Annotated in this window: 25 protein-coding genes; 19 read left to right on the plus strand and 6 right to left on the minus strand. The window is 36.5% G+C overall.

The features are described 5' to 3' along the window. Positions 1 to 138: 138 nt before the first annotated feature. The 3 genes from IGJ93_RS01055 to IGJ93_RS01065 all read right to left on the minus strand — a co-directional run bounded on the left by IGJ93_RS01055 (position 139) and on the right by IGJ93_RS01065 (position 1,667). Positions 139 to 306 carry a hypothetical protein gene (locus tag IGJ93_RS01055; protein ID WP_172843716.1) on the minus strand — a complete coding sequence of 56 codons (168 nt, stop codon included), beginning with the start codon at positions 304 to 306 and terminating at the stop codon, positions 139 to 141. Positions 307 to 379: 73 nt separating this feature from the next. Further along, a complete protein-coding gene (locus IGJ93_RS01060; protein WP_067483277.1) occupies positions 380 to 823 on the minus strand; it encodes an acyl-CoA thioesterase in 444 nt (147 codons plus the stop codon). Between the two features lie 16 nt (positions 824 to 839). Then, complete coding sequence (locus IGJ93_RS01065; RefSeq protein ID WP_075491901.1) at positions 840 to 1,667, minus strand: NAD(P)H-hydrate dehydratase; 828 nt, start codon at positions 1,665 to 1,667, stop codon at positions 840 to 842. A gap of 147 nt (positions 1,668 to 1,814) precedes the next feature. On the opposite strand from IGJ93_RS01065, the gene pepV reads away from it, so the two are divergent. Next, positions 1,815 to 3,239, plus strand: coding sequence for a dipeptidase PepV (gene pepV, locus IGJ93_RS01070; RefSeq protein ID WP_067483273.1), 1,425 nt, complete (start codon positions 1,815 to 1,817; stop codon positions 3,237 to 3,239). Positions 3,240 to 3,317: 78 nt separating this feature from the next. On the opposite strand, the gene IGJ93_RS01075 is transcribed toward pepV, so the two are convergent. Together IGJ93_RS01075 and IGJ93_RS01080 are read right to left on the minus strand one after the other, a co-directional pair. After that, on the minus strand, positions 3,318 to 4,271 hold the full coding sequence (locus IGJ93_RS01075) for a glycosyltransferase family 2 protein (protein WP_067483264.1): 954 nt from the start codon (positions 4,269 to 4,271) through the stop codon (positions 3,318 to 3,320). A 188-nt stretch (positions 4,272 to 4,459) separates the two neighbouring features. Continuing rightward, positions 4,460 to 4,822, minus strand: a complete 363-nt coding sequence (locus IGJ93_RS01080; protein WP_071868550.1) for a PepSY domain-containing protein — start codon at positions 4,820 to 4,822, stop codon at positions 4,460 to 4,462. 195 nt (positions 4,823 to 5,017) lie between these two features. On the opposite strand from IGJ93_RS01080, the gene pepA reads away from it, so the two are divergent. The 4 genes from pepA to ytpR all read left to right on the plus strand — a co-directional run bounded on the left by pepA (position 5,018) and on the right by ytpR (position 7,854). Further along, positions 5,018 to 6,097, plus strand: coding sequence for a glutamyl aminopeptidase (pepA, locus tag IGJ93_RS01085; protein ID WP_067483260.1), 1,080 nt, complete (start codon positions 5,018 to 5,020; stop codon positions 6,095 to 6,097). Between the two features lie 152 nt (positions 6,098 to 6,249). Next, the gene (locus tag IGJ93_RS01090) at positions 6,250 to 6,570 is read left to right on the plus strand and encodes a thioredoxin family protein (RefSeq protein ID WP_071868551.1); all 321 of its coding nucleotides are present in this window, start codon (positions 6,250 to 6,252) and stop codon (positions 6,568 to 6,570) included. 21 nt (positions 6,571 to 6,591) lie between these two features. Further along, positions 6,592 to 7,053 carry a universal stress protein gene (locus tag IGJ93_RS01095; protein WP_071868552.1) on the plus strand — a complete coding sequence of 154 codons (462 nt, stop codon included), beginning with the start codon at positions 6,592 to 6,594 and terminating at the stop codon, positions 7,051 to 7,053. Between the two features lie 195 nt (positions 7,054 to 7,248). Then, entirely contained in the window at positions 7,249 to 7,854 is a 606-nt protein-coding gene (ytpR, locus tag IGJ93_RS01100; protein ID WP_071868553.1) for a YtpR family tRNA-binding protein, read from the plus strand. Between the two features lie 70 nt (positions 7,855 to 7,924). Here ytpR and IGJ93_RS01105 read toward each other — a convergent pair whose 3' ends face one another. Then, the gene (locus IGJ93_RS01105) at positions 7,925 to 9,205 is read right to left on the minus strand and encodes a S1C family serine protease (protein ID WP_067483253.1); all 1,281 of its coding nucleotides are present in this window, start codon (positions 9,203 to 9,205) and stop codon (positions 7,925 to 7,927) included. A gap of 433 nt (positions 9,206 to 9,638) precedes the next feature. Between IGJ93_RS01105 and rlmH the strand changes: the two genes are divergently transcribed. The 14 genes from rlmH (at position 9,639) to IGJ93_RS01175 (ending at position 25,111) form a co-directional block, all read left to right on the plus strand. Further along, complete coding sequence (gene rlmH, locus IGJ93_RS01110; RefSeq protein WP_071868554.1) at positions 9,639 to 10,118, plus strand: 23S rRNA (pseudouridine(1915)-N(3))-methyltransferase RlmH; 480 nt, start codon at positions 9,639 to 9,641, stop codon at positions 10,116 to 10,118. 84 nt (positions 10,119 to 10,202) lie between these two features. Beyond that, positions 10,203 to 10,712, plus strand: coding sequence for a DUF1456 family protein (locus IGJ93_RS01115; RefSeq protein ID WP_270492931.1), 510 nt, complete (start codon positions 10,203 to 10,205; stop codon positions 10,710 to 10,712). A gap of 99 nt (positions 10,713 to 10,811) precedes the next feature. After that, positions 10,812 to 11,462 carry a hypothetical protein gene (locus IGJ93_RS01120; RefSeq protein ID WP_285701205.1) on the plus strand — a complete coding sequence of 217 codons (651 nt, stop codon included), beginning with the start codon at positions 10,812 to 10,814 and terminating at the stop codon, positions 11,460 to 11,462. A gap of 451 nt (positions 11,463 to 11,913) precedes the next feature. Then, positions 11,914 to 12,852 carry a 2-dehydropantoate 2-reductase gene (locus tag IGJ93_RS01125; RefSeq protein WP_071868556.1) on the plus strand — a complete coding sequence of 313 codons (939 nt, stop codon included), beginning with the start codon at positions 11,914 to 11,916 and terminating at the stop codon, positions 12,850 to 12,852. Between the two features lie 12 nt (positions 12,853 to 12,864). After that, positions 12,865 to 13,917 (plus strand): PTS sugar transporter subunit IIC, encoded by a 1,053-nt coding sequence (locus IGJ93_RS01130; protein WP_002291912.1) that lies wholly within the window; start codon positions 12,865 to 12,867, stop codon positions 13,915 to 13,917. Positions 13,918 to 14,182: 265 nt separating this feature from the next. Continuing rightward, complete coding sequence (locus IGJ93_RS01135) at positions 14,183 to 14,818, plus strand: DUF998 domain-containing protein (RefSeq protein ID WP_002331196.1); 636 nt, start codon at positions 14,183 to 14,185, stop codon at positions 14,816 to 14,818. Positions 14,819 to 15,008: 190 nt separating this feature from the next. Continuing rightward, entirely contained in the window at positions 15,009 to 15,800 is a 792-nt protein-coding gene (gene msrA, locus IGJ93_RS01140; RefSeq protein WP_270607929.1) for a peptide-methionine (S)-S-oxide reductase MsrA, read from the plus strand. A 395-nt stretch (positions 15,801 to 16,195) separates the two neighbouring features. After that, positions 16,196 to 18,118, plus strand: a complete 1,923-nt coding sequence (locus tag IGJ93_RS01145; RefSeq protein WP_071868560.1) for a BglG family transcription antiterminator — start codon at positions 16,196 to 16,198, stop codon at positions 18,116 to 18,118. Next, positions 18,119 to 18,565 carry a PTS sugar transporter subunit IIA gene (locus IGJ93_RS01150; RefSeq protein WP_067483242.1) on the plus strand — a complete coding sequence of 149 codons (447 nt, stop codon included), beginning with the start codon at positions 18,119 to 18,121 and terminating at the stop codon, positions 18,563 to 18,565. Between the two features lie 19 nt (positions 18,566 to 18,584). Then, on the plus strand, positions 18,585 to 18,899 hold the full coding sequence (locus tag IGJ93_RS01155; RefSeq protein ID WP_067483241.1) for a PTS fructose transporter subunit IIB: 315 nt from the start codon (positions 18,585 to 18,587) through the stop codon (positions 18,897 to 18,899). Positions 18,900 to 18,921: 22 nt separating this feature from the next. Beyond that, a complete protein-coding gene (locus IGJ93_RS01160) occupies positions 18,922 to 19,971 on the plus strand; it encodes a PTS fructose transporter subunit IIC (protein WP_270607931.1) in 1,050 nt (349 codons plus the stop codon). A 20-nt stretch (positions 19,972 to 19,991) separates the two neighbouring features. Beyond that, positions 19,992 to 22,610 carry an alpha-mannosidase gene (locus tag IGJ93_RS01165; RefSeq protein WP_285603237.1) on the plus strand — a complete coding sequence of 873 codons (2,619 nt, stop codon included), beginning with the start codon at positions 19,992 to 19,994 and terminating at the stop codon, positions 22,608 to 22,610. A 285-nt stretch (positions 22,611 to 22,895) separates the two neighbouring features. Then, positions 22,896 to 23,753, plus strand: coding sequence for a helix-turn-helix domain-containing protein (locus tag IGJ93_RS01170; protein WP_095803370.1), 858 nt, complete (start codon positions 22,896 to 22,898; stop codon positions 23,751 to 23,753). Positions 23,754 to 24,178: 425 nt separating this feature from the next. Further along, positions 24,179 to 25,111 (plus strand): FAD:protein FMN transferase, encoded by a 933-nt coding sequence (locus IGJ93_RS01175; RefSeq protein ID WP_067483233.1) that lies wholly within the window; start codon positions 24,179 to 24,181, stop codon positions 25,109 to 25,111. Positions 25,112 to 25,149: the final 38 nt, after the last annotated feature.

Raw genomic sequence — 25,149 nt, forward strand, 5'->3', positions numbered from 1 at the left:
AAAACCCCTTAAGTTAGATTTTTGGGTCTAACTTAGGGGGCGCACTTCATTGAGCGGGCTCTTTGCTTTTTATAAGTGAGAAAAAAGCAACATCCAGTAGCTGGGAGTGTTGCTTGATGGACAGATTTAAGTATTTCTTTAGTCAGGTCGCATTTCTTGTAAAAGCTTCACACGACCACCGATTTGTTTGGCGAAAGTTTCAGATTTCTTTTTGTCTTTAAAAACGAGTAGGTTGTCAGGATTCTTTTCACGAGTGCGGCAGCCAGTTTTGTCGATATAACCATGTAATACTTTAACAACGTACATGCTCATCACCTGCTTTTTTCTTATAATTATACGAACTTGACGCCGTAAAACAAGAAAAATGCTTGATCCTTTTTTATTTTTCTTTCGCGTTGTCTAATTGTGCATAGTTTTTAAATAGTGCATCCAACTCTGGATAAAATCGGCTAAGCTTTAATAAACGCTGATTTTCCGCGGAGAGGAAACAATGTTTACTGCTGCCAATCGTGCGTAGTTTTTGATCCTCAGCACCATAAATTTGATAACTAAAATCTAAACGTGTCCCCGTATATTTTTCAATTGTTGGATAAATAATGACTGACTCGCCATAGCGAATCATTTCTTTGTATTGGCAATTGACTTCAAGAACTGGAATAATAATCCCTGTTTCTTCAATTTTTTGGTAACTAAAATCAAGATGATCAAGTAGTGCGACACGTGCTTCTTCAAACCAGCGAATATAATTGCTGTGATGAATGATTCCCATTTGATCCGTTTCATAATAAAAAGGTGTGCGCAGATATCCTGTAAATTTTTCCATAATCAAACTCCTCTTTTTATTCTGTACAAAAATGTGCCATCCATTGTGGAATGGCTTGGCTAATCAATGTCGGCAGTACGACATAGTGTGTTTGTGCTAAGTGATCACCAATGAAACTGTGTAAGTAAACGGCGGCTGCGACCGTGTGATCGTTTTGAGGAAATTGGGCAAGAAAAGCCGTAATCATTCCTGCCAAGGTATCACCAGTTCCTCCAGTTGCCATTGCGGCAGATCCAGACTGATTATAATAGATATTTTCTTTATTATAAATAGTAGTTTGGTGACTTTTAACGACAAGAATTGCACCTAATTCGTGTTGCTTCTCCTGATTCAATTGATCTGTTTGCGTAGCGATAGCAATTCCGCTTAGGCGTTGCCATTCCATTTGATGTGGTGTTAATACAGTATGTTCCGGATAAGGTAAAGAAAGTTTTGCTTTGGCAAGCAAAGTTAATGCTGAACCATCAATGACTAACCATTGCTGATTTGTTTGCACCTTCAAGACCATTTGGAGTAAGCCTAGACTGAAAGTGGAAGTACCTAATCCTGGACCAATCAATAACACATCTGCCTGTTGAATGACTGTTAGACAGGTTGCTTGATCGTACCAGTCAACAACCATTGCTTCGGGGAGCTGAACATGGAGTGGGGCATGGTTCTTCTTGTCCGTTATCACTGTGGTCAATCCAGCACCACTGTTAACTGCAGCTAAAGCACTCATGATGATTGCGCCGCCATACTGTTGATTTCCGCCAATCAACACAACTCGACCAAAAGTACCTTTGTGAGAGTGCTTAGGTCGTTTTGTAATTACCTCTCGTAACAGTTGCTCATCAAGAATCATTCAGTATCCCCTCCAATAAGTTGAATGCCTTGAGCATTCACAAAAGAACTACAAGCTGACGAAATTGTCAGACTTTTTGAACTATTTTTTTCTTGATTTTATGGTATCATAAAACACGAAGACTTAATAAGGTGGAGGATTAACTTTATGACAATTGATTGGCAAAAAGAAGTAGAAGCACGTAAAGAAGACTTACTTGAAGATTTAAAAAATTTGTTACGCGTCAACAGTGAACGCGATGATTCTAAGGTGACTGCAGATGCACCGTTTGGCCCTGGACCACGTGATGCACTAAAACACATGCTTGCTTATGGTGAACGTGATGGTTTCGTAGTGAAAAACGTTGATAATTATGCTGGGCACATTGATATGGGTGAAGGCGATGAAACGTTAGGTATCTTTGGACACATGGATGTTGTTCCTGCTGGCGACGGTTGGGATACAGATCCTTATGAACCAGTAATCAAAGATGGCAAAATTTTTGCTCGTGGTTCAAGTGATGATAAAGGACCAAGTATGGCAGCTTATTATGCAATGAAAATTATCAAAGATTTAGATTTAAAATTATCTAAAAAAGTTCGCTTTGTTGTTGGTAGTGATGAAGAAAGTGGCTGGGGCGACATGGCTTATTACTTCGAACATGAAGAAGAGCCTGATTTTGGTTTCTCACCAGATGCAGAATTTCCAATTATCAATGGTGAAAAAGGAAATGTTTCTTTAGGACTACACTTCCAAGGAAATAACGGAGGCGACTATGTCTTAAAATCTTTCACTTCTGGTTTGCGTGAAAACATGGTCCCAGGAACAGCTGAAGCAAAACTTGAAGTACCGAATGTTGATGCTGCCATCGCGATGGAAGAAGCATTCTTTAAATTTATTGAAGCAAATCCTGTTAGCGGAATGATTGAAGCGGATGAAACATTTGTATCAATCGAATTAGTCGGAAAAGGGGCTCACGGTGCAAGTCCTCAATCTGGAATCAATGCGGGAACATTCTTAGCAACATTCTTAGACACTTACGCTTTTGGTGGTGCTGCAAAACAATTTATCCATGTAGCTGCTGCTTATGTCCATGAAGATTTCTATGGTGAAAAATTAGGCGTGGCTTATGAAGATGAAAAAATGGGTAAATTAACAATGAATGCTGGGTTGTTTGCATTTAAGGCAGATGATGACAGCACACAAGCAGAAAACTTTATCAATATGAACTTCCGTTTCCCTAAAGGAGTAACTGTTGAAGGGCTAGAAATTGGCGTAGAAAAAACAGTTGGAATGGAAGGTGCCACTGTTACGCGTGGTGCACGCGTAATGGAACCACATTATGTGCCAATGGATGATCCATTGGTTGCAACGCTATTACAAGTATACGAAGATCACACTGGTGAAAAAGGCTATGAACAAATCATTGGTGGTGGAACGTATGGTCGCTTGCTAAAACGCGGTGTTGCCTATGGCGCAATGTTCCCAGGCTATACAGATACAATGCACCAAGCAAATGAATTTATGAGTCTTGATGACTTGTTCAGAGCAACTGCGATTTATGCGGATGCAATTTATCGTTTGGCTAAGTAAGAGTTGGTATGGTCATAAAAAAACAGATGCGAGACAATGTTGTCTTGCATCTGTTTTTTATTAATGATATTTATAAAATCATACGGATCGATCTTTATGATATTCATGATAGACATGGTATAAGTTCAGTTCGTATTCTTTTTTTGCATTAGACACGACAGTATCTAAAATCATACCGGTGATCAAAGAAAGCATAGCCATTGTCATTAACCCAGTACTCAAAATAGCAGAAGGAATTCGACTGATGAGACCTGTTAGCATAAATTCACGAATGACTGGTATACCAACCAAGAGTCCAAAAAGGAAAAACAGTGTGGTCCAGATACCAAAAAACAATAGAGGTTTATAGTCTTTACACATTTTGATAATCATCATGATCACTTTAAAACCATCCGAAAAAGTATTTAGCTTTGATTCGCTACCTTCTGGGCGGTCACGGTAATCAATCGGCACTTCGACCAGTTTGAATTTTTTATCCAAAGCGTGGATTGTTAACTCCGTTTCGATTTGAAAACCTGAACTCATAATTGGAAAACTCTTGACGAAAATTCGATTGAACCCACGATAGCCAGTCATAACATCTTTAATGTCTGTTTTATACAATTTTGCAATCGAGTTTTTGACTAAGTTATTACCAAAATCATGAAAAGGTCGTTTGTTTTCGTCGAAATACGTACCGTTTGATAAACGGTCGCCGATTACCATGTCAGCTTCGGCTGAACGTAATTTTTCTAATAAGCCATGAACAGCTTCGGCTGGATACGTATCATCGCCATCGACCATCATGTAATAATCAGCATCAATATCAAAAAACATTTGGCGAATCACGTTTCCTTTACCTTGGCGTGGTTCTTTTTTGACGATAGCGCCACCTTGAACGGCAAGCTCATATGTTTTATCGGTTGAATTATTATCATAGACATAAATATCTGCCTCAGGTAATTCCCGTTTAAAATCAGCAATAACTGTTGAAATCGTTGCTTCTTCATTGTAGCAGGGAATCAGTACGGCAATTTTTTCGCGTTGCTTCATGTTGCACTCTCCTTAGAATAAAAGCTAGTTTAAGAATAGCTTATTCTTTCATAGAATGCTAGTTAAGTTCATATGTGTTGCTCAAATAGTGCTAAAAAATAACCTACTATGATGTAAAGACGCCCAAAAGTCTAACTTTTTGGGGTCACTACATGATTTTAGTGGGTTATTTTTTGCTTTTATTTAGTTTAGAAAACTGACGTTGTGGATTCATACTTCTCTCGGGAAATATCTAACACAGTTCCAGTATAAGCATCAGCTAAAAACTCATAGTAGACGATTTCGCCATCTTCCATTCGAGAAATTCCCCCGCGATAACCATTTGAATGGATAGCAAATTTTCTGATTGGTTCTTTTTCAAAAGAAATCCATGAACCTTCGATAGAACCTTCTTTTAAAAAGGCATTTTTAATTTTGGAAAGGACTTGATCAGCGGTCAATGATTTTTTGCGATGATACCAGACTGTCGAAGCAACGCCAGTCAAGAGACCAAGGCCAACACCAAGCGCTAGTCCGCCTTTAAAATAATTGTAGTCTTTTTCTTTGGACATTCAGGTAACCCTCCTTCTTTGACTTCATGTATCTGGGTTTATTCTACCATACTCTCTGTTTTTCTCAGAAATAAATAACCAAACTTTAGCAAAATAAGTTATAATGAAAACGTCGATTTATTCGGAGAAAACTTTTTTTGAATGGATCAAATAAAAGTCTGAGAGGAGTTTAGTCTGAAATTTAGACGATGTATTATGGAAGAAAAAACATTTCAACGTATTAAAGAATTAACAGAGTTACAAGGAACAAGCGGATTTGAACAAGATATTCGTGCATACATGGAAGGCCACATGGAACCATTAGTTGATGAGTTACAATTAGATGGTCTTGGTGGCATTTTTGGGTTACGTAACCATGAAGATGCAGATGCACCACGAGTAATGGTTGCGGCACACATGGATGAAGTTGGGTTTATGCTAACTCAAATCCAAGATAATGGTTTATTTAAAGTAGTTCCTTTAGGTGGCTGGAATCCTTACGTTGTTTCAGCACAACGTTTTACTTTGAAGACATCATCTGGTAAAAACTATCCTTGTATTTCTTCATCTGTTCCACCACATTTGTTACGTGGAACAAGCGGTCAAAAATCAGTTGAAGTAACAGATATTTTATTTGATGCAGGATTTGAATCACGTGAAGAAGCCATAAGCTATGGCGTTTTACCTGGTGATACAATCGTACCTTTTGCTGAAACAATCAAAACAGCAAATGGAAAAAATATCATTAGCAAATCTTGGGACAATCGTTATGGTTGTACAATGGTTTTAGAAGCACTAGAAGCGTTACAAAATGAAAAATTAGGGCACACATTGATTGCAGGGGCAAACGTGCAAGAAGAAGTTGGCTTGCGTGGATCAAAAGCATCTGTCAATAAATTTAAACCTGATTTATTCTTTGCAGTAGATTGTTCTGCTGCAGATGATACTGTAACGAAAAAAGGAACATTTGGACACTTAGGTGAAGGCACTTTGATGCGTATCCAAGATCCGGGCTTGATCATGTTACCACGTTTGCGTGAATATTTATTAGATGTAGCAGAAACAAATAATATTCCATACCAATACTTCGTTTCAAAAGGTGGAACAGACGCAGGCGCTGCTCATACTCAAAATGAAGGAATCCCAAGTACAGTTATTGGAGTAGTTGGACGTTATATTCATACACATCAAACAATGTTTAGCATCAGCGACTTTGAAGCAGCAAGAGAAATGTTGATTCAAACATTGAAAGGCTTAGACAAATCAACAGTGAACACGATTGTTTACGGGAAATAATTGAAGCTTAAAATAAGAAATCTGATAAGATAGAAACTTTCTATTTTATCAGATTTTTTTATATCAGAATAAAAAACTTCAAACGTTTGTCACTTTGTGAGAAAGGTGTATAATTTAGGTAAAGAATGTGACAGTAGGAGGAACGAAAACGGATGATTATTCCAGAAAATTTAGAGGAATTAGCAGGATATGTAGAAAAAGGAAAAAATGTTTTTTTCTTCACAGCTGATTGGTGTGGTGATTGTCGATTTATCAAACCAAAAATGCCAGAAATTGAACAAGATTTTTCTGATTGGCGCTTCATTGAAGTCGATCGTGATAAATATATCGATCTTGCTGCAAGTTGGAGTATTTTTGGTATCCCTAGCTTTGTAGTCATTGAAGATGGCAAAGAATTAGGACGATTAGTTAATAAAAATCGTAAAACCAAGCAAGAGATTGAAGATTTCCTAAAAAGTGTCACAGTTGATTAGCATCTATTAGGAGGGGTCAAAATGGATCAAGAGTATAAAAATATTTTAGTAGGTATTGATGGTAGTGAACAAGCGAGTGCAGCATTTAAAAAAGCAGTAGAAGTCGCTCGTCGAAATAACGGGACAGTCTACGTTGCCAATGTGATTGACCAACAATTTTATAATTTTATGGGTTATGCACCAATGGATCAAAACTTGATCGATCAAGGAACAGAAAATGCCAAAGAAATGATTCAAAGTTGTAAAGACTATGGTAAATCTGTAAACTACACAAAAATTGAAGGAATTATTGCCTATGGCTCAGTCAAAGAAGCAATGGCTGTTAATTTACCAAAAAAATATCAGATTGATCTGATCATGGTTGGACAATCTGGCTTAAATGCTGTTGAACGTTTTATGACTGGTAGTGTGGCTAGCCACGTCATTCGTCGTGCACCTTGTGATGTTTTGATTGTGACAGAAACAAAAGAGGCCGAGGAATAGAATCTTTGCTTTCTTTTAGTTAATAATTGTTGTAAAGTATTATGTTGAAAAGAAGTGGGTGGCAAACTCGAAAGTTGACTTTTGTCACTCCCTTTTTTTGGTCATTTTTCATGACACGAATGAAAAAAATCTCATGCAGGAGTATATTTTTTTTTGTTAAGATAAACCTCAGCAAGAGATAATGGAGGAAAGAACATGATTTTTGCTTATAACAAAGCACATGTCGGAGATACCTTAATGGTAGTTGTAGCCGACGATAAAGGAACTGAGAACACGGTTGAACGAAAATGGAATGTAGCTCAAGTGAAAGATGCCTCTGGTCAAATCGTTGCTTGGAACTTTTTCCATATTTCTGATCATTTGACCATTGAAGGTAATGGACAAGTAACAATTAATGAAGAACAATTAACGGAATTAAATCGTTTGATTAAAGAGGCTGGTTTTACTGAAACTTTGATTGCAGATAACGAACCTAAAATCGTTGTTGGTTATGTCAAAACGTGTGTTCCACATCCAGACTCTGACCATTTATCTATTACTGAAACAGAAGTTGATAATGGACATGTCTTACAAATCGTTTGTGGTGCGCCAAATATTGAAGCGGGTCAAAAAGTAGTTGTAGCAAAACCAGGTGCAATGATGCCTGATGGCTTGATGATTTGGCCAGGCTCATTACGTGGCGTAGAGAGCTATGGGATGATCTGCTCAGCTCGTGAATTGCATTTACCGGATGCACCAACAGAAAAAGGAATTTTAGTCTTACCAGAAGATACAGTTGTTGGTGAAGCATTTCCTAAATAGAAATTAAATGAATAGAAAAAGGTGGGACAAAACGTGTTTCGTTTTGTCCCACCTTTTTTGTTACACTTCATTACTCATTCGAATTATTTTGTTTCAATGAAGATTGATCGATTGTCAACTCTACCGTAGCAGTTTTTTCTTCAGATCCTCGGTAGTAAGTCACTTTGACACTGTCGCCGACTTTTTTCTTGTAAAGTGCAGTTTGTAACTCAACACCAGAAGAAACTTCGGTATCATCAATCTTAGTGATAACATCGTATTGTTTCAATCCCGCCTTTTCAGCAGGAGTAGCTGCTTGAACATTGGTTACAATGACACCATTTGTTACAGAAGTTGGAATCTTCAAGACTTGTTCTTGTTGTTGTGTAGAAACAGCAGATAAATCGACCATCGTAATTCCAAGAGCTGGACGGGTTACTTTTCCGTCTTTTTCTAATTGATTGATTACATTTACTACATCATTACTTGGAATTGCAAAACCCATTCCTTCCACATTCACATCAGAGGAAGATTCTGAGGTACTAGCAATCTTACTTGAATTGATTCCGATTACTTGTCCTTCAATGTTTACTAATGGGCCACCTGAATTACCAGGATTGATTGCAGCATCTGTTTGGATTGCGTTGATGTTGACTGTTTCGTTTGATTCATTCGTACTAGTTACTTGACGATTTAAAGAAGACACGATACCTGAAGTTACTGAGTTAGCATAAGCTGAGCCTAATGGTGAGCCAATCGCAATAGCAGGTTCACCAACTTTTAAGGATTCAGAGTCGCCAAATGAAGCGACTGTGTCGACTTTGTCAGCACTGATTTTTAATACAGCTAAGTCAGAGTAGGCGTCTGTTCCAACTAGTTCAGCCTTCACTTTACTGCCATCTTTCAGTAAAACTTCCAAGCCTTGTTGCCCATCAACCACGTGATTATTTGTAACGATGTAGGCAGAGTCGCCATCTTTCTTATAAATGACACCACTGCCTTCACTATAAGCTTCTAAAGCTTCATCAGAGCTGCTTTGTTCCTGTTGTCCAAAGAGCTGACCGAATTCACTTGATTGATTTTGATTTTGTAAATTGATTACTGAAACAACAGCGCCTTGTACTTTATCAACAGCGCTAGTAATATCTGATTCAACGTTTACTTTGACATTCTCAACGACTGTCTCACCAGCAGAATTTTGATTTCCACTTGCGCTTGTCGAAGAAGTTGTAAAAGACGATCCCATAGCGCCGTAAAAAATTCCTGCAGTAATCAATCCACCAAGGACGCCACCAACAAGTCCGAGGCCTAACTTCTTCCAAAATCCATACTTATTTTTTTTCATTTTAGGTGTCACATCTTTTTTATCCATGTGTTTCCTCCTCCGTTCACTTTTTTATCTATCATTAGTATAGACTCATTTGATAAATTTAGTCTACTTTTAGACTGTGAACTTTTTATGAAAAACTTTAGGAAAAATATCTGTTTTCAGATGAAAAAATCGCGTTTTATTTTTCCACAGTATCTGTGTAAAACTTTTTCATTTTATTGAGGAAAACTCAGATAAAAAAGTTATCCACAGGTTGTTGATAAAGGGGATAAAAAAGGTGGAAACATATGTTTGTATAAGAAATAGTGATAAAATAAGGAAAAAAAGCGCAGTTTCTGTGGATAAACCTGTGGATGTTGTGCATAAGTATGTGTGTAAAACTTTTCCACTTGGGCTGAAGAAAAAAAGAAAGAAGCATGATAAACTAAGGTGAAGTGCTAATAGTAGCAATTTTGTGTTGATAAAGGAGTAGAACATGAATATTAAAATAATATCTGTTGGGAAATTAAAGGAAAAGTATCTCATTCAAGGAATCAACGAATATGTAAAACGTCTTGGTGCTTATGCAAAAATGGAATTGATTGAAGTACCTGATGAAAAAGCACCAGAAAATTTAAGCGATGCACAGATGCAACAGGTCAAAGATAAGGAAGGCGAGCGTATTCTTTCAAAGATTAAGGAACATGATTATGTCTTTGCATTGGCAATTGAAGGGAAAAATCCAACGAGTGAAGCATTTGCAAAACAAATTGATCAGTTAGGTATTCAAGGGAAGAGCCATCTAACATTTGTGATTGGTGGGTCGCTTGGACTAAGCGAATCTGTCATGAAACGGAGCAATACGCAAATCTCATTTGGAAAAATGACTTATCCACATCAATTGATGCGCCTGATTTTAGTGGAGCAAATCTATCGTGTGTTTCGGATTAATGCTGGGGCACCTTATCATAAGTGATGCGATTGTTATCATTGATCCTAAAAATCTTAGCAAGACAAAAAGTACGTAAGAAAATAAAGACTAAATACTTCGGAGGAACAAATGAATAACAATGATAGGTTATTGCGATTGCGTTATGCGATTGATTTGAAAGATACGGATTTGATTAAAGCTTTTGAGCTAGGCGGTGTACCACTGACTAAAGAAGAAGCTCAGGCGGTACTGACCAAAGTACAGGATAAGAACAAAGATAATGCAGAAAATAATGTGTATGAAAAAACCATCAACAACCAAGTTTTTGACGCATTCCTAAATGGCCTGATTCTCTTGGCGCGTGGTATGCAAAAAGATAAGCCGATAGTAGACACGCCGCAAAAAAGCAAGGAAATCAAATATATCAACAATGTGTTGCTAAAAAAATTAAAAATCGCCTTGTCTATGACCACTGATGATATTTTAGACGTTTTTGCTGAGGCAGAAATCTATCCATCAAAAGGCGAAATCGGGGCATTTTTGAGAAAAGAAGGCCAACGAAATTTTAAGCCTTGCGGAGATAAATATATGCGTAATTTTCTCAAGGGGTTAGGAATTTATAATCGGAGAAAAGTATAAAGAAATTTCATGATAAATCAAAACAATGGTTGTTTCGATGAGAGCTAGTTTTTGTATGAGATTAAAATATTATCTTAATCGAGGAGCTGGATTGGTTCTATGAATGATGAATATAAGAATGATGAAGATAAGATGCTTTTTGAAGAGATAGAGAATCGATGTAGGCTCAATTTTGAGCTTCGGGGAAAGATGTCTTTAATACAACAAAAAAAGTATTTAGCGAATAAATCAGAGTTTACTCTGGGACATGTTGAAAAATTAATCTCGGATTGGATTAGTAGTAGAAGCGAATTTACAAAAATAAAACAGCCGATTAAATTTGATATGAAAAAACTTTTGTTAAATAAGAGTGCGATAGATAGTAGAGATCAATATATTAGAGCTAAAGGGCAAGAAATAATTGATTCATTAGGTGAAATGAGGTCATACAATTATTTGTATGTAACACATAGAGCTGATGGAATGGTCATTACTGTGGGGAAATCTTCTTCTAATGATATTTTTTTAGATGGAGATCTTTTTTATCAACTCAATACAAATCACTTGTCTGGCACTGAAAATATAATTTTAAGGGCGGAATATGGCAATGAAATATTTGCCAAATATGATGAGCTTTTAAAAAATTATTTGGACTGGGCTTGGATAATTCCGGTTGAGTCAGGAGATGCTAAGAAACTGGAGAGATTATTGGGCGATGAACTAATTAATAAAAAAGTACCAATTTTAAATTATTATTCCCATAGACAATAAAAGGCTATTTTTCATGATAATACTAGTTATAACTGTAAAAATGGAAGAAAATCTGGGAAAGAACTTTTTAAATAAGTGTATTGTTCGATTTTAATAAATAATAAGCAATACCATCCGTCTGTGTTGCGCAACATCGTACTAAAATGAATAGTTTTTCACAAAAAGAAAATCATCCATCGAATGAATGGAAGGTTTTAGTATACACGAGGTTAATGCCCCACTCTTTTATAATCAGAGGAGTGAGGTTTTTTCTATGAATGTTTCTATTTTCTTATTGCTAGTCTAGTTTCTCTTACGATGAAATTGGGATTCTATTCCAGTTTTTATTGATTTGCTGATAAAATAACTTGAATAGTGGATATAAACATGATAAATAAGAGAAGAATAACAAAACAAGATTGTGAAATGATTCTCAAATGAGTATAATAGAAAGAAAAAGGAGGAAGAATCAATGAAAATAGCAATTGCAGGCGCTGGCGCAATGGGAAGTCGCTTTGGGTTAATGCTTCACCAAGGTGGGAACGAAGTATTATTAATCGATGGCTGGGCAGAACATGTCCAACAAATCAAAGAACATGGATTACAAGCAAATTTTAATGGTAAAGAGGTAGAAGCAAAACTACCAATCGTTCTTCAATCCGAAGTAGAAAAAGAAGATCAAGTTGATCTGATTATTCTGTTTACCAAAGCGATGCAGCTGGAAAAAATGCTGCAGGATATCCAATCATTAATCAAAAAAGATACAGAGGTCTTATGTCTATTAAATGGTATCGGGCATGAAGATATTATTGAGAAATTTGTACCAATGGAAAATATCTATATTGGAAATACCATGTGGACGGCAGGTCTTGAAGGTCCTGGTCAGGTCAAATTATTTGGAAGTGGTTCAGTAGAATTACAAAATTTAGGTGATGGAAAAGAAGCAGCTGCAAAAAAATTAGCAGACAAATTGTCTGAATCAGGATTAAATGCTCATTTTTCTGATAATATTCACTATTCTATTTATCGCAAAGCATGTGTGAACGGAACAATGAACGGACTATGCACAATCTTAGACGTTAATATGGCTGAGCTAGGAAAAACATCGACTGCTCATAAAATGGTGGCGACGATTGTCAATGAGTTTGCCAAAGTAGCAGCAGTAGAGAAGATTGAACTAGATGTCCCAGAAGTCATTGCACATTGTGAATCTTGTTTTGACCCGGAAACAATTGGGTTACATTATCCTTCAATGTATCAAGACTTGATTAAGAACCATCGATTAACAGAAATCGATTATATCAATGGCGCAATTTCTAGAAAAGGGAAGAAATATGGTGTTGCGACGCCTTATTGTGATTTCTTGACTGAGCTTGTCCATGCAAAAGAAGATAGCTTGAACGTAAAATAAAGGAGAGATTGAATGGAAACTTCACAAAAAATATCACCGAAAATTTTTCTGAATAAAGTCCTCGCTGGTACAGCAACAGGAATCATTATCGGATTGATTCCTAATGCAGTATTAGGTGCCATTTTAAAATATTTTAGTGCGTATCCCTTTGCGGTAACGATCGCACAGTTAGCAGTTATTTTTCAACTAGCAACACCTTTGATCATTGGTGGTTTGATTGCCTTACAATTTGGATTTGATCCGATGAGAATGATGGTTGTAGCCGGAGCTTCTTTTGTTGGTTCTGGTGTAGTCAAATTCACACCTGATTTGGGTGAAACAGGTGTTTACGTTGGTGCTGGTACAGGCGATATTATTAATACGATGCTGACAGCGTCGATTGCTGTCGGGCTGATTTTACTGATTGGAAATAGTTTTGGGTCAGTGTCGATTGTGTTAACACCGATTGTTGTAGGTGTAGGTGCAGGTTTACTTGGTTTTTATTTATTCCCTTTTGTAACAGCAATTACTTCTGCAATTGGATCATTGATTAATAACTTCACTACCTTACAACCGCTGTTAATGTCTATCTTGATTGGTTGTTCCTTTGCCTTTTTGATTATCTCTCCTATTTCAACAGTAGCAATCGGAATGGCAATCCAACTAGATGGTGTTTCTGCTGGTGCGGCTGCGATGGGCGTAGCTGCAACCACTTTTGTTTTAGTAGTGAACTCTTGGAAGGTTAATAAGTCAGGTGTGACAATTGCGATTGCTTTAGGCGCTATGAAGATGATGATGCCTAATCTATTTAGAAAACCTGTGATTCTTATTCCTTGTTTAGTTAGTGCAGTGATTACAGCTATTCCTGTCGCTCTATTTTCTATTTCAGGTACGCCTGCTTCTGCTGGTTTCGGCGTGGTCGGACTTGTTGGTCCGTTGGCTTCTTTAGATGCAGGGTTAAATGGCTTTCTTGTTGTTCTTTGTTGGTTAGTCATCCCTGTTTTTGCGGCACTAATTACTCAATTTTTATGCGAGAAAGTATTTAAACTGTATGATCGAGAAGAAGTCTTCAAATTTTTAGGCTAGTAGATTTTACTAAGAAATTTTCAATCAATGGATGCGTAAGTGAGATGTCAACAACATCTGACTTACGTTTTTTTGCTTTTTTGAGTAGGAGATTGATGCTGACAACTGAACTCTTCAGTGCCATTCGATTTTTTAAAATGTAGAAGAAACTCACCTTTATGTTATTGGTTGTTCAAAAGGCAACTAGAATAAAAATATGTGTTAAAATGAGAAAAAATTTGATTGTTGGATGTATCGAATAATCACTAAAAAGTAGGGGAAGAAAATGATTTTTTTGCAAAAATATGGTTTTTATTTTTTATTATTAGGTGTGATTAGTGATTTATCGACACCGTATATCCTTGGCCTTTTTTATCCCAAACTGAATCAAATGACTACCGTAATTAGTGTGTTTGGTGACGTAGATAGTCCAGTCAGACGTGCTTTCTTGGTCTGGTCAGTTGTATCTGGACTTTTTTTTGTTCTTTCGTTGCCTGCGTTGTATCACCTATTTGTTGGAACATCAAAAACACTTGCAATACTTGCTGTTGCAACAGTTGGTTTATATGGGATAGGTGATTGTATTTTTACTGGGTTATTCAGTATCAATACGAATGAAAGCTCTTGGAATCTATCGACTTGGATCCATAATATAGGTTCTGGGCTAGGCTATGCAGGCTTTCTACTTTTCCCATTGTTACTTGTTCTGCTTTATCGTCAAAGTGGTCAAGGTACGCTTAGCCATTTTTATCTTGTTTTAACAGTTATTAGTTTACTAATTGCAGGTCTTTACGGATTAGCACGGATTCCGTCGATTAGTCAGTTTGCCTTCTTTAAGCAATTGGGCTTCTTTCAACGCTTAAGTTTTTTCTTTAACTATTTGCCGATGATTTGTTTAAGTTTTTTTCAACTACGAAAGTAGAAAAAGCAGTGTGAAGCTGATTAAGTAAAAGAACTTCTCTATGGGTAACCATTCGTGTGGATGTGTTCGACTAAGAATAGAGATGAGGAGAGCGAAAAGCAAGTTAGTCTTAACTTGTTATGCGTTGTGCTAAATTTCAGGTAGTCATTTTTTGAATGAATAAGAAGAAAACTTGAAAGAGGGTGACTTCATGTTAGATGTGGAGCAGATGGAAATAGACCTTTATAATATTATTTTAAATCGAAATACAAGAGAATGGGAAAGAACACAATTTGAAGAGGCAAAAGAAGACCTAGCAAAAATGTCGATAAAGCAGGTGATAGAAAAACTAGAGGTCAACTTGCGTCCGCTAGCACTACGAGATAATTTGACACCAGATGCGATGGATTTTTATTTAAGAATCACAGGGGAGTCAGCGAGTGCAAAAGTTTATGATTATGCCAAACATAAGATAACTTCACCCTTATATCAAGAACGGGCGATTTTTGCCGGTGGCTGTTTCTGGTGTATGGTTGAGCCTTTTGAAACAAAACCAGGTGTAATCTCAGTGTTATCTGGTTATACAGGTGGAGAGACCAAAAAAACAAATTACGATCAAGTCAGTGGTGGATATACTGGGCATGTTGAAGCTGTTGAGATCATATTTGATACACGTCAAATAACCTATGAAGAGCTGTTGGAGATTTATTGGCAAATTTCAGACCCTACAGATGCCTTTGGTCAATTTCAAGATCGGGGGAAACAATATCGTTCAATTCTATTTGTTGTTAATGAAAAGCAAAGGCAATTGGCTGAAAAATCAAGAGAACAACTGATTCAATCTAACCGATTTAGCCGTCCTATCGTTACAGAGATTCGCCAAGCAAAGACTTTTTGGCCAGCTGAAAATCATCATCAACAATTTTATCAGAAGCAACCTAAAAGATATAAAAAGATCAAGCATTCGCATCAGCTTCATTTATTTTTTCAGCGACATAGATAGAGGAAGGTTGTGGCGCAAAGCGTTCAGCTCCGACAAAATAATGAGCAACTGACAAAAATAGCTTTTCATATTTTTGGACAGTTATGAATTATTTCGAGGAGTTGCTTTGGGAACACCGAGGAAAAGGTTGTGGCGCAAAGCATTCAGCTTCAAGTCGCAAGGAAACAGGAGGTATGACAAGTCTTTTGTCACAACTCCTGTTTTTTTACTAGCCTTTATTTCCATGTGAAAGAGAATTCGAATTGTAGAATCTTGATTTTTCTATGGAATTTTGTAGAGAATCATCTTGATAATTAATAGACACCTAATCGAATTCCACATTAATGATGAACTAAATTCCGTATGAAAGCGCAAACAATAACTATAAAATAAAAATGTATTCAGGAGGTGCTTATGTGAGTATCAAGTTAGACGATCGTCAAATGAGAATTTTAAATTTTCTATTGGAAAATGATCACACCACTTATCAAGAATTAGCTGAGCAACTTCAAGTTTCGACGAAAACAATTAGTAAAGCTATTGCTAATTTAAAAACTGTAGTTGAAAAGGAGATAAATCTACAAATTGTTGTTCAACCAAAAAAAGGTGTTTCGTTAGTAGGTGATAAAGAAGATTTAAGAAAACTACTGCCAGATTTTGAGATTACTAAAGTTGATACATCAGAAGATCGTATCACTTATGTCTTTGCTAAGTTACTGAATACAACTGGCTCTTTGAAAATACAAGATCTTGCAGATGAGCTTTTTGTTAGCAGATCAACGATGGAAAGTACGATCAAGGAAGTAAAAAAGAGAGTGATGAAGCACGGTATGGCAGTAATTTCTGACCGCAATGGATTGAAAATCAATGCGGGTGAGAAGGGCAAACGTAAGCTAATGTCAGAAGTATTGAATTATTATTGGGGTGGTTTTACGGCGTCTAGTAATAAATCAGATTTATTGGATTTGAATATTAATCTCTTGGGTGAAGCAAATAATTTTTTGGATAAAGAAATTTTGAAAAAAGTAGCAATGATTCTTAATCGCTTCATGGAAGAAACCCAGTTACAATTTACGGATTACGAATTTCAAACGCTAGCTATTCATCTAGCAATTGCGCTGGAACGAATTGATTCCAATAATTTTTTATTACAAGAAGGCGGGACAGAAAAAGAAATTTTAGAAAACACTAGCTACTTGATTGACATGTTAGAACAAGCCTTTCATTTTAACATTCCAAAGTATGAGCAAGAATATATTGATATTCATATCTCAGCGATCGAAAAAAATGCCATGAACCATAACTTGAGTGAGACCACTTTACCTAATCTTGATCTGGGAGAGCAACTTAAGCAACTGGTACTTGATGAGCTGAATGAGTTTCATGCAGATGCAGAGCTCATTAACAATCTTGTGCTTCATCTCAATGCAGCTGTTAAACGATTACGTTTAGGCGTGAACATCCATAATCCATATACAGAAAAAATTAAATCATCATTTAAACAAGCCTTCTTTCTTAGTGTCGATTTACTCGAAAAAATAGAAGAACAATTTTTGGTGAGGTTTGATGATGACGAAATTGCTTATGTGACACTTCATATCCAATCTTTTTTGGACAGGTACAGACCTAATAAATCTGAAGTGTTGTTAGTTTGCAGCAGTGGATATGGAACTTCAAAATTATTGGAACAACGAATCAATAGAAACTTTGCAGATTCGATAAAAATCAAAAAAGTCCTGAGCATCAATGAACTTCAGGAAGAATATATCACAGATGAATTAGTAATCAGTACGATTCCAATTAAGAACGCTAAATTTCCGGTAGTAGTCGTTAGCCCATTGATGCTTGAAACAGATATCAAAAGAGTTCAACGATACTTGAAAGTTTCATTAGATCCAGAAAGTACATTTTTCGCATTACTTGATAAGAAATTTTGCTTTTTTAGCAAACAAAAAGGGGATACACAGAAAAATGTTCTTAGAATGATTACTTGCACCCTTCAAGAAATGGGCTATGCGAAGATAGGTATCTTAGAAAGTGCAACCCGTAGAGAGCAGTTGTCTTCTACTGCACTAAATGATTTTGCAATGCCGCATGCGGAGATAGCCTATGTCAATGAACCTGTTATTAGCATCTATGTTAATCCACAAGGCATCGACTGGAACGGAACTGTTGTACATTCAGTGTTTTTCTTCGCGTTAAATGAGCAAGTAAAACCAGAATTAAATAGCTTGTATGAAACATTTAATGAAATTGTTTCGAATCAACAAGCCCTAACAACACTAAGAGCTAGTTCCTCTTTTGAAGAATTAGTAAAAATATTGAAAGAGGCGGTATAGATGATACGTGAAAAAATCGACGAACGAAATGTCGTATTAGACTTAGAGGCTGGCTCTAAAGAAGAAGTAGTAGATCAATTAGCAACGTTACTGACAACTAACGGGTTTGTCTCTGAAGTTAATCAATTTAAAAAAGATGTTTTTGAACGAGAAGAACATATGACAACTGGAATTGGTCACAACATAGCGATTCCGCACGGAAAAAGCCAAGCAGTGATTGATTCAACGGTTGCAGTTGCCAAACTAAAGAATGAAGTCGACTGGGGTTCATTGGACAATCAGCCAGTAAACATCGTTTTCTTATTAGCTATCAAAGAAGCTGATAAGGGAAACGAGCATTTACGTGTTCTTGCAGAGCTATCTGGGAAATTAATGGATGATGATTTTGTGAAGGAAATCAAAGAATCAAAAAATAAAGAGGAGTTAATCAAAGCATTGACTTTTTAACAATTGGAGGAGAAGGAATATGACAAAAATGGTTGCAGTAACAGCATGTATCGCAGGAATCGCGCACACTTATATGGCGAAAGCAAACTTGGAAAAATTTGCTAAGAAAAATGGTATTGAAATCAAAGTTGAAACACAAGGCGCAATGGGAATGGAAAATAAATTGTCTGAAGCAGAAATTGCCGACGCCGACGTAGTCATCTTTGCGGTAGATACGAATGTGGCAGAACGTAGCCGGTTTGACGGAAAAAAAATTCTTACCGTGAGCACTTCCGAAGTGGTAAAAGATGGAGAAGAAACAATCAAGGAAGCAATTGCACGAATCAATAACTAATAATTTTTTGGGGGTAGGATCAATGGATATCAAGAAACAGGGAAAAGAAATATTAAACCATTTCCAAAGTGGAGTTTCCTATATGATTCCACTAGTAGTAGCTGCAGGTTTGTTGACTTCAATTGCTGTAATATTTGGTGGAACCGGTGTTTGGGATCAGACGGATACTTTCTGGGGTGTCTTGCGAATGATTGGTCAAACAGGGTTACAATTTATTGTGCCAATGATTTCCGCCTATATCGCGTACTCGATTGCTGATCGTCCTGGTTTAGCACCTGCATTTATTACAGGTATGATGTGTCAAAACTTAGGAATGGGCTTTATTGGAGGGATGGTTGCTGGTTTAGCCTGTGGTTACTTAGCAAATGCGTTGAAAAAAGTGAAAGTTCCGATGCAAGTAATCAGTTTAAAATCAATCATGCTGATTCCTTTTGTAACAACTTTAGTAGTAGGGCTAGTTTTATGGTATGTATTAGCAGCACCAATTCAAGGAATGACAGCTGGCTTAACGGCTTGGTTAGAAGGAATGTCTGGTGTTAATGCAGCACTAATGTCCGCAATATTAGGTGCCATGATGGCCTTTGATATGGGTGGACCAATCAATAAAATTGCGTATGCTTTTGGTGTTGCATCATTTTCAAGTGGAAGTTTTGGACCAAGTACAGCAATGCTGTTAGCTATTGCCATTCCCCCGTTTGGCATGTTTTTAGCAACTTTATTAAATAAAAAATTATATGATGATGCAGAACTTGATAACGCTAAGACTGCCATGATTATGGGATTAGTTGGTATTACAGAAGGAACGATTCCTTTTGCGGTGAAAGATCCATTACGTGTTATTCCAAGTATTGTAGTCGGAACTTCAATCGGCTGTGGATTGAGTGGTTTCTTTGGAATTACGCAAGAAACGATGCTTTCTACTTTCATGGCGATTCCATTTGTCACAAATATTCCATTATACCTAGTATCTATTGCAGTTGGCGGAATCATTACTGCGTTAATGGTAAATGCTTTGAAATCAATTAAATACAAGAAAGATCTAAAAACGACACAAGAAACATCAGTAGAATAAAGAAAGTAGGGTAATCGTAAATGGTAAAAGCACACGTTATTCAGCATACTCATTGGGATCGTGAATGGTATTTTACAAAAGAAGATGCCATCGTGTTATCCGATCAAGTATTTACTGAAGTTTTGGATGAGTTAGAGCGTAATCCAAACGTGAATTTTTGTTTGGATGGTCAAACATCTATTGTTGATGAATATGTAGAAATCAATCCAGAGAAACTAGAAACAATTCAACGATTAATGAAAGAAGGTCGGCTTTTTGTTGGCCCTTGGTACGCGCAAACAGATGCTTTGTTAGTTGACGCAGAATCTATTTTACGTAATTTAATGATTGGCATCAGCGACACAATTAATAAATATGGTGAACCAATGATGGTAGGCTACTTACCAGATACATTTGGATTTAATGCAAACTTACCAACATTGTTGCATCAAGCAGAAATTGATAATTTTATGTGCTGGCGGGGATTGAATTTTGAAACGATGGTATCGTCACCATATTTTATTTGGAAAGGTTTAGGGGATAAAATTGTTTATGCGATGAACTTCCCATACGGTTATATGACTGGCATGATGAATCTTGATGCCATTAATGATGTGCCGAAGTTTGTGAAAGATAAGTTGGATGTTGCTGTAGAAATGCTTCATACGCATGGGAACAATGAAGATATTTTGGTTCCATCTGGTGTGGATCAAAAGTCAATGGTACTTAACTTTGACCAAATCATCAATGAAATGAATCATTCGAGTAAGTATGACAATGTAATTTCGGATTATCCTTCTTATGTGGAAGTCATTCGGAGTAAAAAAGACTTACCACAATATGAAGGAGAGTTGAGACAACCAGTTTATTCTCGGGTTCATCGTTCAATTGGTTCTGTTCGAACACAGATGAAATTAGCTAATTTTAAACTGGAGCAAAAGATTTTGAAACGAATTGAGCCATTGATGCTGATTGCTGAAAAAAATGGAATTCGTATCGGAAAAGGTTTACTACGCCGTCTATGGAAAAAGGTATTAGAAAATCAAGCGCATGACAGTATCGGCGGCTGTGTTTCTGATAATGTTATGGAGGACATCAACCATAGAATCAAAGAAGCTAATGAGATTGCAGATGGGATAGAAAATCTCATTGTCAAAAGAATTGCAGATGCTTTAGATTTAAATGCAAATCAAGTTTTGGTCTTCAATACGACAACTGCACAGTATCAAGGTCCTAAGACAGTTCATATTGTTGCTAATTCAAAAAAAATTCAATTCAAAGGAAGCTCTTATGCCATTGTTGAAAAAGAAATATTTTATCCTGAACGTCAGAATGCTTATCGGATGACCGCCATTGGCTATGAATATTTTGACGAACCAGCTTACTATGAGTTAGATGTCAAAATAGAAGTAGAAGTCCCCGCGTTAGGATACACAATTGTTGAATTCGAGGAGAGCGAAGAAGAATTAGAAGCAGCTGTGAAAATGAATAAGACAGAAATCAAAAATGATGCACTAACAATTACCTTCAGCAAAGGTTCTCTGAAACTGATAGTCGGGAGCGTTGAATACCCTGATTTTATTCGTTTGGTTGATTCAGGGAATGCGGGTGACACTTATGATTATTCACCTCTTGAAGGAGATCACGAGGTACCGTTGAACTTCGACAAAGCAGAAGTGTTACTTGATTCTTCTAAAGAAACCTTGATTATTAATGGAAAGACTAAGCTACCGAAAAACTTGGAAGATCGACTAGCAAAACATCCAGAGGAAGCAGAAGTGGACTATCAAATTACTCTGAGCATTGGTGCTGGGGAAGTTGTGGAAGGTTCCATTAAAATAAAAAATACTATTTACTCACATCGTATTCGAATGGTAGTAAATGTATTGGATGACTCTGAAAAATCAATTGCCCAAATTCAAAATGGCTTTATCGAAAATAAACCGGACATTATTCCTGAAGATTGGCAAGAACGAATGGTTGAGAAGCCAGTGAATTTAGAAATTTTTGATAAAAGTGTGTCAGTTGTCAAGGATGATTCTTATCTAACTTTTTACGCAGATGGTTTGAAGGAATACGAACGGATTGGCCAAAAATTGTACATCACATTAATGGCAACAACTGGTGAACTTGGAAAGCCAAACCTTGCATGGCGTCCAGGGCGTGCTTCCGGAGATACGACTAATGAAGGACATATCATGATGCAAACACCATTAGCACAGGAAATAGGTGAATATCATTTTACTTTTGGATTTACGGTAAGAAATGGTGTGTTTGATGAATGGAAAGTCGCGAAACTATCCGAATCACGATTAGACCAATCAATTTCCTATCAAAAACAAAACTTAAACGTTTTTATTCAGCGGATAGATAATAAGATTTGGCCGTTGCAAAATGAATTAACTATTCCAACAGAATTTTCATTGGTTGAGTTTCCCGAAGAGCTACTCGTGTCAGCAATTTATCCCTCCTATTTTAATGAAGGCTATTATGTGGTTCGTTTTGCCAATCCAACAGCGAAGGAAGTGATTTTGCCAAAAGAAATTCTGGAAATGGGTGACGTGGTGAATGCTATTGAAAGAAAACAAGCGTCAACAACGATCCAACCTTATGACTATTTATCTCTTTTAATAACTATAGAAAAAACAACTGAAAAATAAGTAAACATCATTTAAAAATGAATAGCAACAAAGGACTCTGTGGGGATGACTGCAGAGCCTTTTTTTGGTTTGTATTTGTTCTTTTTCTCAGTCAGTTTTCTAGAAGACTGACTGATAAAAAGATTGATATTCTTGAATTTTTCAGTATGGCTGAAAAATTATGCTGTTGAATAAACAAAAGCAAAAAACTATTGATATCTTAACCAATTAAAGCATTCCCAAAGAAAACATGCTAAAATCGAGACAGAAATGATTTTCGTGTGAGGTCTGATTGGAGAGAAAATAATGAACATTGAAAAATTTATTACGGCAAGAAAGGCTGCCAACTTATCTCAAAAAGAAGTGTCTGAAGGAATTTGTACACAAGCAACATTAAGTAAATTTGAGAACAATGGTCAAGTCCCTTCGTTAAAAATTTTAATCAAATTATGTAATCGAATCAATCTTCCGTTAGTTGAACTTTTTTCTTCGATGAACGTGATCAATACACAACTTGATGAACAGCTAGAAAAAGCAGAGTTTTCATTGATTACGAGTGAATATGAACAATTGACACAGATTTTAGCAGCCATTGATCCCAAGGTAATTGACGAGTCTGAGCTGATTGCACGTTACTACTATCTAAAAGGATTTGAAATGATTTTTACGAATGCACCAATTACGGATGTGTTGTTCCATTTTGATCAGTTGTTGATGGCAGAAACAGCCAACACGTTGTTTCGTTTATTGGCATATACAGGTATTGGAATGGTCTATGCTAGAGAAAAAGAGTTGGAAAAAGCAGAAGTTTATTTCAATCGAGTGTTTGAAAAAATTTATACGTATCCGATTCGTACAACAGAAGATATCTGGCGGGTGTTAAATATCGTCTTTCATTGTGGTGTTTTTTTTGCGCAAGACGGTGATTTGGAAACAAGTGATGCACTACTAAATTACGCAATCGATATTTGTTCGGATAACCATTTGACTTATTACTTAGCACGAGCTGCTGCCCAATTAGCGAAGAACGCACAGGCTAAAAATAAGTCGAAGGCAGAAGTGATCGAATTGATTCAAGATGCACTAGCTTTTGCTAAAATTAATAAAAACAAAAAATTAATTGATGAATTAAATCGTATGAAAAAAAATGATACTATTGATTAACGAAGGAAAAAATACTTATTTTTGTTATGCTAACTTTGAAAAAATTCACCAAAGATGATTAGGGATAGACGGGTATGGCAGCAAGATAGAGTAATAAAATAAAGTCGTAATTCTCGTAAAATACGTTATAAAGCATGCTTGATCTCCGTTTGTCGTTGCAGTATTTATTTTAAGTAGGTTAACCATCAAATAGAAAACGATAGTTAGAGGGAAATAAGCAACACACAAAAATGTGTTGTTTGTTTCCCTTATTTGTTTTTTTACAATATAAAATTTTATATTAAAATTACCTTATTATATAAAAAAATATATAAAATTGGTTGACAAATAAATCTAGCAGGCGTATCCTCTGATTGTGAAAACAGTAACAAAAATAAAAACTAATTACTCATGTAATCCGTAGTTCAAGTAAAGAAGGTACAAAAATGAATCAGGTGATCGAAGAAACGAAAATCTGGCAAATGATGGGGACAACAATTACATTACAAGTTGGGCATGAAGAGCCTAGTCGATTACTAGCAGAGTTAGGCGAATGGTTGCACGTTTATGAACATCGCTTCAGCGCACATGATGCAACATCTGAATTAATGGCCATCAATCAAGCTGCTGGACGACAAGCTGTGATTGTACATCCTGAACTTTTTGAGCTCATCAAATTAGGAAAAGCACATAGTTGTGCAAGAAATAGTTATCTGAATATTGCTATTGGTCCGGTTGTACAAAAATGGCACATTGGGTTTGAAGATGCATTGGTTCCAACAAAAGCAGAGATAACTGAGTTACTTCCGCTAACGGATCCACACCAAATTCAATTAGATGAAAAAATGAAAACCGTTTTTTTAACCAAACCAGGAATGATGATTGACTTGGGGGCGTTAGCAAAAGGTTACATTGCAGATAAATTAATTACACATTGCCGAGAGCGAAATGCAGCGTTTGCTTTAGTTAACTTAGGAGGAAATATCGTTGTTTTTGGTGAATCACCAAGACGTTCGGATGGTGCTTGGCGTATTGGTTTGCGAAATCCTAAAGGTTCACGTGAAGAGTCGCTTGCGGTGGTTAAATTAAGCAACCAATCTTTAGTTACCTCTGGAATCTACGAACGTTATCTACAAAATGGTTCGTCAGTGTATCATCACATCATTGATCCGAAAACTGGCTTTCCAGTTAAAAATGACGTAGCAAGCCTGACTATTTTGTCTGATTCTTCTGTAGATGGAGAAATCTGGACTACACGTTTATTTGGAGCATCTTCTTTAGAAGTGTTGAAAGCGCTTGAAGAACAGCCGGGTATCGAGGGAGCAGTTGTAACAAAAGAGAATCAATTCTTGTATACAAAAGGATTTGAAAAAATTTAGTACGTGCGAACAGTCAGAAATCGATGTTAGAAAGGAAA

The sequence above is a fragment of the Enterococcus sp. DIV0174 genome (genome assembly GCF_050529065.1).
In the GTDB taxonomy this organism is placed as follows: domain Bacteria; phylum Bacillota; class Bacilli; order Lactobacillales; family Enterococcaceae; genus Enterococcus_B; species Enterococcus_B thailandicus.

Excerpts from the sequence above, each read along its gene's own strand:
- IGJ93_RS01055 (WP_172843716.1), bottom strand. The coding sequence starts at position 306 with ATGTACGTTGTTAAAGTATTACATGGTTATATCGACAAAACTGGCTGC.
- IGJ93_RS01060 (WP_067483277.1), bottom strand. The coding sequence starts at position 823 with ATGGAAAAATTTACAGGATATCTGCGCACACCTTTTTATTATGAAACG.
- IGJ93_RS01065 (WP_075491901.1), bottom strand. The coding sequence starts at position 1,667 with ATGATTCTTGATGAGCAACTGTTACGAGAGGTAATTACAAAACGACCT.
- pepV (WP_067483273.1), top strand. The coding sequence starts at position 1,815 with ATGACAATTGATTGGCAAAAAGAAGTAGAAGCACGTAAAGAAGACTTA.
- IGJ93_RS01075 (WP_067483264.1), bottom strand. The coding sequence starts at position 4,271 with ATGAAGCAACGCGAAAAAATTGCCGTACTGATTCCCTGCTACAATGAA.
- IGJ93_RS01080 (WP_071868550.1), bottom strand. The coding sequence starts at position 4,822 with ATGTCCAAAGAAAAAGACTACAATTATTTTAAAGGCGGACTAGCGCTT.
- pepA (WP_067483260.1), top strand. The coding sequence starts at position 5,018 with ATGGAAGAAAAAACATTTCAACGTATTAAAGAATTAACAGAGTTACAA.
- IGJ93_RS01090 (WP_071868551.1), top strand. The coding sequence starts at position 6,250 with ATGATTATTCCAGAAAATTTAGAGGAATTAGCAGGATATGTAGAAAAA.
- IGJ93_RS01095 (WP_071868552.1), top strand. The coding sequence starts at position 6,592 with ATGGATCAAGAGTATAAAAATATTTTAGTAGGTATTGATGGTAGTGAA.
- ytpR (WP_071868553.1), top strand. The coding sequence starts at position 7,249 with ATGATTTTTGCTTATAACAAAGCACATGTCGGAGATACCTTAATGGTA.
- IGJ93_RS01105 (WP_067483253.1), bottom strand. The coding sequence starts at position 9,205 with ATGGATAAAAAAGATGTGACACCTAAAATGAAAAAAAATAAGTATGGA.
- rlmH (WP_071868554.1), top strand. The coding sequence starts at position 9,639 with ATGAATATTAAAATAATATCTGTTGGGAAATTAAAGGAAAAGTATCTC.
- IGJ93_RS01115 (WP_270492931.1), top strand. The coding sequence starts at position 10,203 with ATGAATAACAATGATAGGTTATTGCGATTGCGTTATGCGATTGATTTG.
- IGJ93_RS01120 (WP_285701205.1), top strand. The coding sequence starts at position 10,812 with ATGAATGATGAATATAAGAATGATGAAGATAAGATGCTTTTTGAAGAG.
- IGJ93_RS01125 (WP_071868556.1), top strand. The coding sequence starts at position 11,914 with ATGAAAATAGCAATTGCAGGCGCTGGCGCAATGGGAAGTCGCTTTGGG.
- IGJ93_RS01130 (WP_002291912.1), top strand. The coding sequence starts at position 12,865 with ATGGAAACTTCACAAAAAATATCACCGAAAATTTTTCTGAATAAAGTC.
- IGJ93_RS01135 (WP_002331196.1), top strand. The coding sequence starts at position 14,183 with ATGATTTTTTTGCAAAAATATGGTTTTTATTTTTTATTATTAGGTGTG.
- msrA (WP_270607929.1), top strand. The coding sequence starts at position 15,009 with ATGTTAGATGTGGAGCAGATGGAAATAGACCTTTATAATATTATTTTA.
- IGJ93_RS01150 (WP_067483242.1), top strand. The coding sequence starts at position 18,119 with ATGATACGTGAAAAAATCGACGAACGAAATGTCGTATTAGACTTAGAG.
- IGJ93_RS01155 (WP_067483241.1), top strand. The coding sequence starts at position 18,585 with ATGACAAAAATGGTTGCAGTAACAGCATGTATCGCAGGAATCGCGCAC.
- IGJ93_RS01160 (WP_270607931.1), top strand. The coding sequence starts at position 18,922 with ATGGATATCAAGAAACAGGGAAAAGAAATATTAAACCATTTCCAAAGT.
- IGJ93_RS01165 (WP_285603237.1), top strand. The coding sequence starts at position 19,992 with ATGGTAAAAGCACACGTTATTCAGCATACTCATTGGGATCGTGAATGG.
- IGJ93_RS01170 (WP_095803370.1), top strand. The coding sequence starts at position 22,896 with ATGAACATTGAAAAATTTATTACGGCAAGAAAGGCTGCCAACTTATCT.
- IGJ93_RS01175 (WP_067483233.1), top strand. The coding sequence starts at position 24,179 with ATGAATCAGGTGATCGAAGAAACGAAAATCTGGCAAATGATGGGGACA.